12 protein-coding genes are annotated in these 11,877 nt (G+C 66.4%); 7 read left to right on the top strand and 5 right to left on the bottom strand.

Annotated elements, in window-relative coordinates; genetic code table 11:
- Positions 1-184 precede the first annotated feature (184 nt).
- Together ABQ137_RS12700 and gpmA are read right to left on the bottom strand one after the other, a co-directional pair.
- Positions 185-502, bottom strand: coding sequence for a hypothetical protein (locus tag ABQ137_RS12700; protein WP_065032546.1), 318 nt, complete (start codon positions 500-502; stop codon positions 185-187).
- 165 nt (positions 503-667) lie between these two features.
- Entirely contained in the window at positions 668-1,417 is a 750-nt protein-coding gene (gpmA, locus tag ABQ137_RS12695) for a 2,3-diphosphoglycerate-dependent phosphoglycerate mutase (RefSeq protein WP_016904068.1), read from the bottom strand.
- Between the two features lie 103 nt (positions 1,418-1,520).
- On the opposite strand from gpmA, the gene nfi reads away from it, so the two are divergent.
- The 3 genes from nfi to ABQ137_RS12680 all read left to right on the top strand — a co-directional run bounded on the left by nfi (position 1,521) and on the right by ABQ137_RS12680 (position 4,262).
- Positions 1,521-2,234 carry a deoxyribonuclease V gene (nfi, locus tag ABQ137_RS12690; RefSeq protein ID WP_126965891.1) on the top strand — a complete coding sequence of 238 codons (714 nt, stop codon included), beginning with the start codon at positions 1,521-1,523 and terminating at the stop codon, positions 2,232-2,234.
- A gap of 424 nt (positions 2,235-2,658) precedes the next feature.
- Positions 2,659-3,549 carry a pirin family protein gene (locus ABQ137_RS12685; protein ID WP_349782705.1) on the top strand — a complete coding sequence of 297 codons (891 nt, stop codon included), beginning with the start codon at positions 2,659-2,661 and terminating at the stop codon, positions 3,547-3,549.
- Positions 3,550-3,800: 251 nt separating this feature from the next.
- A complete protein-coding gene (locus tag ABQ137_RS12680) occupies positions 3,801-4,262 on the top strand; it encodes a hypothetical protein (RefSeq protein WP_054592994.1) in 462 nt (153 codons plus the stop codon).
- A 91-nt stretch (positions 4,263-4,353) separates the two neighbouring features.
- Here ABQ137_RS12680 and ABQ137_RS12675 read toward each other — a convergent pair whose 3' ends face one another.
- The gene (locus ABQ137_RS12675) at positions 4,354-4,785 is read right to left on the bottom strand and encodes an OsmC family protein (protein WP_184608977.1); all 432 of its coding nucleotides are present in this window, start codon (positions 4,783-4,785) and stop codon (positions 4,354-4,356) included.
- A gap of 33 nt (positions 4,786-4,818) precedes the next feature.
- Positions 4,819-5,676, bottom strand: a complete 858-nt coding sequence (locus ABQ137_RS12670; protein ID WP_167709225.1) for a pirin family protein — start codon at positions 5,674-5,676, stop codon at positions 4,819-4,821.
- 229 nt (positions 5,677-5,905) lie between these two features.
- On the opposite strand from ABQ137_RS12670, the gene ABQ137_RS12665 reads away from it, so the two are divergent.
- Both ABQ137_RS12665 and ABQ137_RS12660 read left to right on the top strand, forming a co-directional pair.
- Entirely contained in the window at positions 5,906-7,978 is a 2,073-nt protein-coding gene (locus ABQ137_RS12665) for a carbon starvation CstA family protein (protein ID WP_054592997.1), read from the top strand.
- Positions 7,978-8,202 carry a YbdD/YjiX family protein gene (locus ABQ137_RS12660; RefSeq protein ID WP_016904074.1) on the top strand — a complete coding sequence of 75 codons (225 nt, stop codon included), beginning with the start codon at positions 7,978-7,980 and terminating at the stop codon, positions 8,200-8,202. The genes ABQ137_RS12665 and ABQ137_RS12660 overlap by 1 nt, the downstream gene beginning before the upstream one ends.
- A 608-nt stretch (positions 8,203-8,810) precedes the next feature.
- On the opposite strand, the gene ABQ137_RS12655 is transcribed toward ABQ137_RS12660, so the two are convergent.
- Entirely contained in the window at positions 8,811-9,515 is a 705-nt protein-coding gene (locus tag ABQ137_RS12655) for an HAD family hydrolase (RefSeq protein WP_349782968.1), read from the bottom strand.
- A 240-nt stretch (positions 9,516-9,755) separates the two neighbouring features.
- Here ABQ137_RS12655 and ABQ137_RS12650 point away from each other — a divergent pair, with 240 nt between their 5' ends.
- Both ABQ137_RS12650 and ABQ137_RS12645 read left to right on the top strand, forming a co-directional pair.
- Complete coding sequence (locus ABQ137_RS12650; RefSeq protein ID WP_160954507.1) at positions 9,756-10,520, top strand: ankyrin repeat domain-containing protein; 765 nt, start codon at positions 9,756-9,758, stop codon at positions 10,518-10,520.
- A 36-nt stretch (positions 10,521-10,556) separates the two neighbouring features.
- A complete protein-coding gene (locus ABQ137_RS12645; protein WP_349782702.1) occupies positions 10,557-11,723 on the top strand; it encodes a Tle-like phospholipase domain-containing protein in 1,167 nt (388 codons plus the stop codon).
- The last annotated feature ends 154 nt before the right edge of the window (positions 11,724-11,877 follow it).

Raw genomic sequence — 11,877 nt, 5'->3', positions numbered from 1 at the left:
CACACCAACCACACCATCATCGCAACGGCACCGCAACGCCCTGACGTCCGGTGCCGCGCCTTATCGAAGAACGCACAACGACCGACAAGACACTGCGCGTCAGCCGGGCACGCGCGTGCCAGCGCCATCTACCGCCGCGGAAATCACCCAGCAGTCCGGCGCAGCAGCGCGCCATCGACTGCCATCATTTACGTGCATACACCGGCGCCATCAACAGATACACCGGATACGCCAGTGCCATCAGCACCAGCGCGACCTCATGCCCGGACGCTGCCTCCGCCCAGGATTCCATCTGCCGCGACGGCCCCAGGAAACCGAACATCAGCAGCGCCACACCCATGACGCAGATCAGCAGCGCCACGCCGATCGCCGAAGCGGACACGCTGCCCCAGGCCAGCATCGCAAACGCAGCGCTGCCACCGGCCAACAGCAAACCCAACGTGACCAAATATGCGCGGCAGTAGGTGGCACTCATCTGTTGTCTATTACGCTTGCTGGACATCATGTCTCCCCTGCAAGAACACACGCATGCTGCCCTGCGGTACCCGTTCGATCCGCGAACAGGCGCCGCCTGCGTGTCAAACCCGCACGCCTCGTTCAAACGCGCGTTGCGAAACACACGCCACGCTGCGCGCCATGCACGCAGCGCAGCCGGCGGATGCGGCGATTACTTCGCCTTGCCCTGGTTGGCCACCGCTTCGGCGGCACGCTTGGCCGCTTCCGGGTCGCCCAGATAGCGGAAGCTTTGCACCTGCAGGTTGTCGTCCAGCTCGAACAGCAACGGGATGCCGGTCGGGATGTTGAGCTCCAGGATCTGCTCGTTGGAGACATCGTTGAGGTATTTGTACAGCGCACGCAGCGAGTTGCCGTGCGCGGTCACCAGCACGGTCTGCCCGGCCTTCAACTGCGGTGCGATCGCGTCGTGCCAGTACGGCAGCACGCGCACCAGCGTGGTCGCCAGCGACTCGGTACCCGGCAACGCATTGCGGTCCAGCGTGGCGTAGCGACGGTCGTGACACGGATGCCCCGGGTCGTTGACGTCCATCGCCGGCGGCGGGATGTCGTAGGAACGGCGCCAGATCTTGACCTGTTCTTCGCCGTGCTTGGCCGCCGTCTCGGCCTTGTCCAGCCCCTGCAGGCCGCCGTAGTGGCGCTCGTTGAGGCGCCAGCTCTTGGACACCGGCAACCAGTCCTGGTCGAGTTCCTTCAACGCGCCCTGTAGCGTGTGGATGGCGCGCTTGAGCACCGAGGTGTGCGCCACATCGAACTGCAGGCCTTCGTCCTTCATCAGCTTGCCGGCCGCAGCGGCTTCCTGGCGGCCTTGCTCGGTGAGTTCCACATCCACCCAGCCAGTGAAACGGTTGTCCAGGTTCCATTGGCTCTGGCCATGGCGCAGCAGTACGAGTTTGCGGGTCACTACGGTTCTCCGATTGGGGGCCGATCAGCCTGCGATTGTAACGGCAGCCAGCGCATCGCAGGCGTGCACGACACCGCCACGTCCGGCGCGCGATGCTGCAGCCATGCAAACGATCGATCCCGTCTTTGCCGGTTGGGATGGCAGCGTCATCCAGGCGCGACAGTTGCAACAGCAACTGGCACACCGCGTGGTGCTGCAGGACCAGGCCGGCGCAACACCGCAGCTGCTCGCCGGCTTCGACGTCGGCTTCGAAGACGACGGCCAGACCACGCGTGCGGCCGCGGTGCTGCTGGATGCAGACACGCTGCTGCCGCTGGAAACGCATGTCGCGCGCGTGCCCACCTCGATGCCCTACGTACCGGGGCTGCTCAGCTTTCGCGAGCTGCCGGCCTTGCTGCAGGCGCTGGCACTGCTCTCGCGCCCGCCCGATCTGGTCTTCATCGACGGCCAGGGCATCGCGCATCCGCGCAAGCTCGGCATCGCTGCGCACTTTGGCGTGGTGACCGGCTTGCCCAGCATCGGCGTGGCCAAGCAACGCCTGGCAGGCAGCTTCGTCGAGCCGGGACCCGAGCGCGGCGACCACAGCCCGATCCTGCTGGGCGGCACGCAGATCGGCTGGGCGCTGCGCAGCAAGCTGCGCTGCAATCCGCTGATCGTCTCGCCGGGCCATCGCGTCTCGATGCAGGGCGCGCTTGACTGGACGCTGCGTACCCTGCGCGCCTATCGCCTGCCCGAGCCCACGCGCCTGGCCGATCGGCTGGCCTCGCGGCGCGGCGAGATCGCCCTGGACACCACGGCGCCCGCACAACTGTTCTAGCGCGCGACGGTCAATCGCGATCGACCTGCTGCGTGCCTGCAGCCGTCGTCCGCGACGAACGAGCTCGGCGCGCCCGCGCTGGCCGCCAGCGCGCCATGCAACGACGTTCCAACGCGCGGCATTCAGGCACGGCGCGCATCGGCGCTAGCGATACCGGCGCGAACTCTTTCGCAATCGAGCGATGATGCTTGCTGCGACAAGGCACGTCATCGTCGCGAAAGATTTCATTCCTCCCATCAATGCAGCACATCGCTGCACGCGGCTCGACTGCCATCGCGCGGCATGCGCCGCTCGCCCTTGAAAACACGTCGCCCGCCTCGTACGTGACACTGCCTCCGGGACGATCTGTCTTGGTGGAGCGCTCGCCCGGCCACGTGCGCGCATGCAAAGCTGGCGACCACTCCAGCCACCGCGAGCCGCCGCCATGACCACCTTGATCGCTCCCCGCGTGCACGACATCGGCGGGCTGGAAGTCCGCCGCGCCGTGCCCACGCTGCAGGCGCGCAGCGTCGGCCCGTTCGTGTTCGTCGACCATATGGGCCCGGCGGTGCTGGAGCCGGATCACGGCATCGACGTGCGTCCGCATCCGCATATCGGCCTGGCCACGGTCACCTTCCTGTGGGCCGGCGAGATCGGCCACCGCGACACCTTGGGCTCGTACCAGGTGATCCGCCCCGGCGACGTCAACTGGATGACTGCCGGCCGCGGTATCGCCCACTCCGAACGCACGCCCGGCCCCGAGCGCGCTCGCACGCATGCGCTGCACGGCATGCAGACCTGGATCGCACTGCCGCGCTCGGCCGAGGAAACCGCGCCCGCCTTCCATCACCACGCCGCCGCCAGCCTGCCGCAGCAACGCCGCGATGGCGTCTGGCTACGCGTGATCGCCGGCCGTGCGTACGGCGAGGAATCGCCGGTGCAGGTGTTCAGCGGCACGCTCAATGTCGCGCTGGATCTGCAGCCGGATGCGGAGATCGACCTGGACACCGGCCATGCCGAACGTGCGCTCTACATCCTGGAAGGCGAGGCGCAGCTGGATGGCGCCGACGTGCCCGCGCGCCACCTGATCGTGCCCTCGCCCGGCAGCCGCGGACGCCTGCGCGCCAGGACGCCGCTCAAGGCGATGCTGCTCGGCGGCGAGCCGCTGGATGGCCCGCGCCACCTGTGGTGGAACTTCGTCTCCAGCTCCAAGGAGCGCATCGAGCAGGCCAAGGACGACTGGCAGGCCGGTCGCTTCGGCAGCATTCCCGGCGACGACAAGGAATTCATTCCGCTGCCGGAAACCCCGGCCCCCAAACCGGTCAACTACCCCTGACCGCAGGCTGTCGCGCGAGCGCCGCGCAACCCACCCAGGTCTCGAAACGGAAGTGCCGGTGTGCACGACCGATTGCAGCCCAGTCTGCGAATTGCGCTTGAGCTTGCAGCCACACCTGTGGTAGTGATGTCCCCATAGGTTGGGGACAGCTTGCGTGCGGGCACAGCCGGGCGGGGAGCGCACGGGCTGATGCGGCGACACGCGCGACGACGCTGTCCCTGCGCAGACATCCAACGCCGGGGAACACTTGAATGAAGTCCGCATCCTGCCTTGTCGGCCTGAGCCTGTTGCTGGCCGCCGCCACCGTTCACGCCCAAACCTCACCGGTCTGCCCGCCGCTACCGCCAGCCTCCGGGCTGCAGTGGAGCGAGCTTGCAGGCGCGGACTATCTGGTCTGCAAGGCCATGACTGCCGACGGTCGCCAGGTGGTCGGGGTGATGCTGACCACCCGCGACCCGGCGATGACGCTGGCGCGCGACCGACGCGCGGAGAAAGGCCAGATCCAGCAGGAGGAGTTCTACTGGTACAAGCTCGACCTGGGCGGCCGCGAGCTGCCGGGCATGGAGTCGCGCCGCGTCACCGTGGTCGAGCTGGGCAAGAAGCGCTACGCGCAGCTATGGATCGACGGCGCCAACAGCGAGGAACTGGCCTCGATGCAGTCGCTGGTGCAGAACATGGACCTGCAGCCGGCCAGCCTGGCACTGCAGCGCTGAGGCAAGCGGTCGTGACGCGCCAGGGCCGGCTCGCCTGACGCGGTCTTTCAGGCGAGCCGGCGGAGCACTCGCATGCGGCTCGCCTGCGCTTTCAGACGTCCGCCGCCGCAGCTGACGCGTCGCCGTCGCCCTGCAATGCCGTCTCGATCCGCACCTCGCCGGTGAGCAGGCGATGGATCGGGCACTTGTCGGCCACCTCCAGCAGGCGCGAACGCTGCGCATCGTCCAGCGTGCCTTCCAGCTCGACCTGCCGCGTGATCCGCGTGCCCGCAGCGCCGCGCTGGGTGTAATGCAGATGCACATGCACCGCCGTCAACGGCCACTGCTTGCGCGCGGCCACCATCGACACCGTGATCGCGGTGCAGGCGCCCAGGGCGCCCAACACCTGCGACTCCGGGTCCGGCCCGGCGTCGGCGCCGCCATTGGCCGGCTGGGTGTCGCCGCTCCAGCTATGCCGACCATCATGGATGCTCACGGTGTACGGCACCGCGCCGGTGCTGACACTGACGGGCCGGTCACTCATGCCGCGGCCCCGCGGTGGCTGCAGCGCGCCGGCTCAAAACCGGCCTTCCTGGAAATCGACGAAGGCCTGCATCAGTTCCTGCTTGGTGTTCATCACGAACGGGCCGTGCCGCATCACCGGCTCGTTGAGCGGGCGGCCCGCCACCAGGATCAGCTGCGCACCGTCTGCACCGGCCCGCAGCGTCAGGCGCTCGCCGCCGCCGAGCACCGCCAGTTCCTGCGCCGGCAGCACACGCGCGGCATTGCCCTCGCCCACCGTCACCGCGCCTTCGAATGCGTAGGCAAACGCGTTGTGGCCGCTGGGCAGCACATAGTCCCAGGCCGCATCCGGTGCCAGTGCGATATCCAGGTACACCGGTTCGGTGGCCGGTTGCACGATCGGGCCACGCACCTCGCCCACTGCGCCGGCGATCACCTTGACCGTGACGCCAGGTGCCGGCTGGGCGACCGGAATGCGTTCCGGGGCGTACTCCTGGTATTTGGGGTCGGTCATCTTGTCGCGCGCCGGCAGGTTCACCCACAGCTGGAAGCCGCGCATGCGCCCGGATTCCTGCTCGGGCATTTCCGAATGGATCAGCCCGCGCCCGGCCGTCATCCACTGCACGCTGCCCGGGGTCAGCAGGCCCTCGTTGCCGTGGTTGTCCTTGTGGCGCATGCGCCCGTCCAGCATGTAGGTCACCGTCTCGAAGCCGCGGTGCGGATGGCTGGGAAACCCGGCCAGATAGTCTTCGGCCTTGTCGGTGCCGAATTCGTCCAGCATCAGGAACGGGTCCAGGTCCGGCAGCTGCTGGGTGCCGATCACGCGGGTCAGCTTGACTCCGGCACCGTCGGAGGCAGGCATGCCACGGATGGTGCGCAGCACGTGCGCCGCTGCGGTGGTGGTGGTGCTCATCGACCTCTCCCTGCGTGAATGACTGGCTCGAATAATGGATGCAGCCGGCACGCGGCCCAACCGCGACCGGCGCAACCGATCGTTCCAAAACCCGCCGGCACCGCCGCGCGATCCGGCAGGCGGCGCCAAGACGCTCTACAACTAAAGTTTTACCCCGGCCCGGAACGGCGCCATTGACCCCGGGCGGGCAGAGGGTGACCCTTGGGTGAATCGTTCCTGAGGGGCATGCATGAAAGGGTTCTCGAAGCTGGCCTGGGGCGCGCTGGCGCTGCTGGCCGCGTTCTGTCTGGGCACCGTGGCGCTACGCCGTGGCGAACACATCAACGCGTTGTGGATCGTGGTGGCGGCGGTGTCGATCTATCTGATCGCCTACCGGTTCTACAGCCTGTTCATCGCCGACAAGGTGATGCAGCTGGACGTCACCCGCGCCACGCCCGCGGTGGCCAACAACGACGGCCTGGACTACGTGCCCACCAACAAGCACGTGCTGTTCGGCCATCATTTCGCCGCGATCGCCGGTGCCGGGCCCCTGGTCGGCCCGGTGCTTGCCGCACAGATGGGCTACCTGCCCGGCCTGCTGTGGCTGGTGGTCGGCGTGGTGTTCGCCGGCGCGGTGCAGGACTTCGTGGTGCTGTTCCTGTCCAGCCGCCGCAACGGCCGCTCGCTGGGCGATCTGGTACGCGAGGAAATGGGCCAGGTGCCCGGCACCATCGCCCTGTTCGGCGCCTTCCTGATCATGATCATCATCCTGGCGGTGCTGGCGATGGTGGTGGTCAAGGCGCTGGCGGAAAGCCCGTGGGGCATGTTCACCGTCATCGCCACGATGCCGATCGCGCTGATGATGGGCGTGTACATGCGCTACATCCGGGTCGGCAAGATCGGCGAGATCTCGGTGGTCGGCCTGATCCTGCTGCTGGGCGCGATCTGGCTGGGCGGCAAGGTCGCGGCGGATCCGAGCTGGGGCCCGGCATTCACCTTCACCGCCAAGCAGATCACCTGGATGCTGATCGGCTACGGCTTCGTCGCGTCGGTGTTGCCGGTGTGGCTGCTGCTGGCGCCGCGCGATTATCTGTCCACCTTCCTCAAGATCGGCACGATCCTGGCGCTGGCGATCGGCATCCTGGTGGTCATGCCGGATCTGAAGATGCCGGCACTGACCCAGTTCGCTTCCACCGGCGACGGCCCGGTCTGGAAGGGCGGTATCTTCCCATTCCTGTTCATCACCATCGCCTGCGGCGCGGTTTCCGGTTTCCATGCGCTGATTGCCTCGGGCACCACGCCCAAGCTGCTCGCCAATGAAGGCCACATGCGCTACATCGGCTACGGCGGCATGTTGATGGAATCGTTCGTGGCGGTGATGGCGCTGGTGGCCGCATCGATCATCGAGCCGGGCATCTACTTCGCCATGAACAGCCCTGCCTCACTGGTCGGCAGCGACACGGTGGCGGTGGCGGCCAAGGTGTCCGAATGGGGCTTTGCGATCACGCCGGAGGTGCTGGAAGCCACGGCACGCGACATCGGCGAGCACAGCATCCTGGCACGCGCCGGTGGTGCGCCCACCCTGGCGGTGGGCATCGCGCAGATCCTGCACCAGCTGCTGCCGGGCGAAGACACCATGGCATTCTGGTACCACTTCGCGATCCTGTTCGAAGCACTGTTCATCCTGACCGCCGTGGACGCCGGGACGCGTGCGGGCCGCTTCATGCTGCAGGACCTGCTGGGCAACTTCATCCCGGCGTTGAAGAAGACCGAATCGTGGGCGGCCAACATCATCGCCACCGCCGGTTGCGTGGCGTTGTGGGGCTACCTGCTGTACACCGGCGTGATCGACCCGTTCGGCGGCATCCAGACCCTGTGGCCGTTGTTCGGCATCTCCAACCAGATGCTGGCCGGGATCGCACTGATGCTGGGCACGGTGGTGCTGTTCAAGATGAAGCGCGACCGCTACGCCTGGGTCACCCTGGTGCCGGCGGTGTGGCTGCTGATCTGCACCACCTATGCGGGGCTGATCAAGATCTTCGACAGCAACCCGGCGCAGGGCTTCCTGGCGCAGGCGCACAAGTACCAGGACGCCATCGCCAGCAACACCATCACCGCGCCGGCCAAGACGGTGGCGCAGATGCAGCAGATCGTCACCAATGCCTACGTCAATACCGGGCTGACCGTGCTGTTCCTGTTCGTGGTGGGTTCGATCCTGATCTACGCAATCAAGACCATCGTGATTGCGCGCCGCAATCCGCAGCGTAGCGACCGCGAAACCCCGTACGTGGCCTTGCAGCCACACCAGATGGCGGATCTGTAATGGGCACCCAACTCGTTCTCGCCAGCCAATACCAGGTGCATCGCCGCATCTGGCGGCGGCTGATCCAGACCGCACGCCTGTGCTGCGGCATTCCCGATTACGACAACTACGTGCGCCACATGCTGGAAAAACACCCCGACAAACCGGTGATGGACTACCCCACCTTCTTCCGCGAGCGCCAGGACGCGCGTTACGGCGGCAAGAGCGGGTTTCGCTGCTGCTGACCGGATGATCGGATAGGTGGCGACTCGGAACGCAACAGGGCGCGATGCGAATCGCGCCCTGTTGCGTTGATGGCTTGGGATTGGTGGCAGGATTCTTGCCCGCTCACCATCGCGGTACATGTCGCAAGGTAGAGCGGCTGATATACGGCTCTGCGCATGGATTGGTTGTAGAGCGTGTGTCTGTGGCTTGGCTGCAGGGTCCTTGCCCGCCCACCCTCGCGGGACACGCCGCAAGACAGAGCGGCTGATCTGCGGCTCTGCGGATAGATCAGTTGTAGAGCGGTGTGTCTGTGGCTTGGCTGCAGGGCCCTTGCCCGCCCACCGTCGCGGGACACGCCGCAAGTACGTCCTTGTAGGCTCTTACGCGGCATCCATGCCGCGTAAGGTCCCGCGACGGTGAGCGGGCAAGGACCAGTCGAGAGGGTCGGTGTGCGTGGTTGCAAGCAGTGCATGAGGTGCATTGGTCGGATCGGTGTGCGTCGACCAGCGTCTCACCACCCCTCTGTCATTGCAGGTCGATTGCACGGTCCGGCCAGTCGGTTGCAGAACGAGAGGCCTGCGATTGCGCCACCATCGACACTGCGTCCAAGACGTCCTGCCGGCAGCTCTCAGCTAGCGCGTTTTTGCGCCAGCCGCTCGAACAACGCAGGCAACTCGCGCATATCGTCGAACACCGCCAGCACACCGATGCGACGCAGGGTGTCGGCGTGGCCCTGCGGAATATGGCTGGCGCCGGTAAACCCCAGCACCTGCATGCCGGCCGCCAGTGCGGCAGTGGCACCGGTGGGGCTGTCTTCGATCACCAGGCAGCGCTCCGGCGCAACGCCCAGGGTGCGTGCAGCCAACAGATAGACATCCGGCGCCGGCTTGGGCCGCTCCACCATGTCGGCACTGAAGATGTGCCCCGCCGCGCGTGCGGTGAGCCCTACCCGCTCGACCGAGGCAATCACATTGTGGCGGCGGCTGTTGGAAGCCACCGCCAGCGGCAACGGAATCTGCTCCAACGCGTCACGCACGCCGGCAATCGGCTGTACCTCGGCCTTGATCAAGGCTTCGCTGCGCGCCTGGATCTGTGCCAGCAAGGTCTCCGGCAGCCTTACTGCGAAGTGTTCCTGCACGCGTAGCAATACCTCGCGCGTGGTCTGCCCGAACGTTGTGCCGAGCAACTGCTCCAACGCCTCGGCCGGCACGAAGGCCGCCAGCGCCTCGCGCATCACCCGGTCGGCCAATATTTCGCTGTCGACAAGCACGCCATCGCAATCGCTGATCAGTAATTCGTAGACCATTGCACCCATCTGCTCGCAAAACACCATTATGCCGGCCGCGTTGTGACCGTTGGCTGTGGCGGAGTGCATGCGCGCGTGAGGCCCATCGTGATGCATCGGCACCATGCCGACACCACGACGACAAACGGCCTCGACCAGCGAAACCTGCGGCGCCGGCATGTCACAAAATCTTACCGCGCGTCGTCCAGGCAGCTGGTAGGATCGGCCCGGCTGCGGAAGGACACACCGCAGTGCCACCAGGAATGCGATCAGGAGAAGGAGATTTCGATGCAGACGCGATTCCCCACCCTGCTCGTTCTTGCGACCTCGTTTTTCGCGGTCTCATGCACCGCCTCGCCCGGTGCCAAGGAGCAAACCACCATGTCAGCTACGCTGCAGGACCACACCGTCGCCTTCCGCGACCCCGGCCTGACCGATATCGCCAACGCCATCGCGCACGGTGATGTCGCCCGAATCCGCACACTCGCACCGACAGTCGATCTCGCCGCACACGGCGACCAGAACGTCACCTTGCTCGAGTGGGCGATCTGGAACGAACAACCCCGTGCCCTTGCGGCATTGCTCGATGCCGGCGCAGATCCGTCGTTGCCGGGCATGGACCAGGAAACGGTCGTGCATATGGCGGCCATGGCGAAGGATGCGGAATATCTGAACATCCTGTTGCAGCACAAGGCGCCGGTCGATGTGGTCAGCGCGCGCGCCGGGTGGACGCCATTGTTCCGCGCCGTGCAGAGCAAGCGCGATGCGCAGACCGCGTTGTTGATCGAAGCAGGCGCCGATGTACAGCGCGTCGACAATACCGGCAACAGCGTGCTGCACCTGGCCGCACAAAGCGGCGCGGCAAGCCCGGCAGTGCTGCAATTGCTCGAGGCCGGGGTGGATCCCACGCTGCGCAACGCGCAACAGAAGACCTTCCAGGCGTATTTCTTCACCACCCCGGACCGCCTGCTCAATGCCGCCGGCCAGAAGACCAGGTCGGACGTGCGCGCATGGTTGAGCGCCCACAACATTCCCGTGGAAAGCAGCCGCTAAGCGGGCTTTTCGCACGACGAACGCAAGGAGCCGCGCATGAGCCCGTCAAATTCCTCGTCCACCCCATTCGCTGAGTCGATGCGTGGACAGCAACCGCAGTCGGAAGACCGCCAGTTCCCCGCGCTGCTGCAAGACCTCTATGCCACTGCCTCGCAGCGACGCGAAGGCGGCGCCGAAACCTTTGCGCCGCTGCCCAACGGCTGGACGCGCATGGACGACAGCACGCTGCAACGGGCGGGCATCGACCCCGGCCTGCTGCACGATGCCAAGAGCGGCTTCGATGCCGCGTTCTACCGCAACGAACAGGGCCAGGTGGTACTCGGCTTCTGCGGCACCGACGAAGGCAAGGACTGGAAGCACAATCTTGGCCAGGGCCTGGGCTTCGACGACGCGCAATACGCGTCTGCCATCCAGCTCGGCAGCCAGGCCAAGCAGGCGTTCGGCGACCAGGTGGTGATCTCGGGGCATTCGCTCGGCGGCGGCCTGGCGGCCGCGTCGGCGATGGTCAACGACATCCCCGCCGTGACCTACAACGCCGCCGGCGTCAACGACCGCACGCTGGAACGCCAGGGCCTGGATGCCTCGGCAGCCAAGGACTACGCCAGCAGCGAGTTGATCCGCGGTTACCACGTCAAGAACGAGATCCTCACCCATCTGCAGGAAGACAGCATTCCGCTGAAGTGGGCGATGCCCAATGCGGCCGGCCATCAGATCGAGCTGCCGGAACCGGACCCATTGTCGTTCGGGAGACGCCTGGTGCCGGGCATGATGTTGAAGCATCGCCTGGACCTGCACGGCATGGACTCGGTGATGAAGGCACAGGAGATGCAATCGCCCGGGCAGGCGCAAGGTGCAGGCAGCCAGTTGTTCAACGACGCGGTGGTGCGCCTGGACGGCCAGCGCGAACGCCTGGGCCTGCGTGACGACACCGCGTTTCTCAACACCGCCGCCAGCGTGGCCGCGCGTGCGAGCAGCGACGGCCTGCAGCGGATCGACCACCTGGTGCCCAACCGCGACGGCGACAGCCTGATTGCGGTGCAAGGCCGGATGGACGACCCGGCGCATCTGCGTAGCCATGTGCAGACTGCCTCGGCGGCCAACGAGCCGGCGCACGGCAATGTCGATCAGCTGCAGCAGCACAATCAGCAGCAGTCGCAGCAAAGCACGCAGCAGGAAGCGCAGCGGCGCGGCCTTCAGCAGTAACCATGACCGGGCACTGGCGCTGGCCAGTGCCCGCCTCAAGGCTGACAGCACCTCGCAAGCGCTCGCCGAAGGGATGTAGCCAGTACATCCGGCACTGCGCCAATGCGTGATACCTCCAGGTAACCCCGGCACTTCCTGCCCCCCCCCCCCGACG

Origin of the sequence: Xanthomonas sp. WHRI 8393, from assembly GCF_040203315.1 — a bacterium.
Taxonomy (GTDB): Bacteria; Pseudomonadota; Gammaproteobacteria; order Xanthomonadales; family Xanthomonadaceae; genus Xanthomonas; species Xanthomonas arboricola.
This window is presented reverse-complemented; position numbering and strand designations above follow the sequence as displayed.

Excerpts from the sequence above, each read along its gene's own strand:
- ABQ137_RS12700 (WP_065032546.1), bottom strand. The coding sequence starts at position 502 with ATGTCCAGCAAGCGTAATAGACAACAGATGAGTGCCACCTACTGCCGC.
- nfi (WP_126965891.1), top strand. The coding sequence starts at position 1,521 with ATGCAAACGATCGATCCCGTCTTTGCCGGTTGGGATGGCAGCGTCATC.
- ABQ137_RS12685 (WP_349782705.1), top strand. The coding sequence starts at position 2,659 with ATGACCACCTTGATCGCTCCCCGCGTGCACGACATCGGCGGGCTGGAA.
- ABQ137_RS12680 (WP_054592994.1), top strand. The coding sequence starts at position 3,801 with ATGAAGTCCGCATCCTGCCTTGTCGGCCTGAGCCTGTTGCTGGCCGCC.
- ABQ137_RS12675 (WP_184608977.1), bottom strand. The coding sequence starts at position 4,785 with ATGAGTGACCGGCCCGTCAGTGTCAGCACCGGCGCGGTGCCGTACACC.
- ABQ137_RS12670 (WP_167709225.1), bottom strand. The coding sequence starts at position 5,676 with ATGAGCACCACCACCACCGCAGCGGCGCACGTGCTGCGCACCATCCGT.
- ABQ137_RS12665 (WP_054592997.1), top strand. The coding sequence starts at position 5,906 with ATGAAAGGGTTCTCGAAGCTGGCCTGGGGCGCGCTGGCGCTGCTGGCC.
- ABQ137_RS12660 (WP_016904074.1), top strand. The coding sequence starts at position 7,978 with ATGGGCACCCAACTCGTTCTCGCCAGCCAATACCAGGTGCATCGCCGC.
- ABQ137_RS12655 (WP_349782968.1), bottom strand. The coding sequence starts at position 9,515 with ATGGTGTTTTGCGAGCAGATGGGTGCAATGGTCTACGAATTACTGATC.
- ABQ137_RS12650 (WP_160954507.1), top strand. The coding sequence starts at position 9,756 with ATGCAGACGCGATTCCCCACCCTGCTCGTTCTTGCGACCTCGTTTTTC.
- ABQ137_RS12645 (WP_349782702.1), top strand. The coding sequence starts at position 10,557 with ATGAGCCCGTCAAATTCCTCGTCCACCCCATTCGCTGAGTCGATGCGT.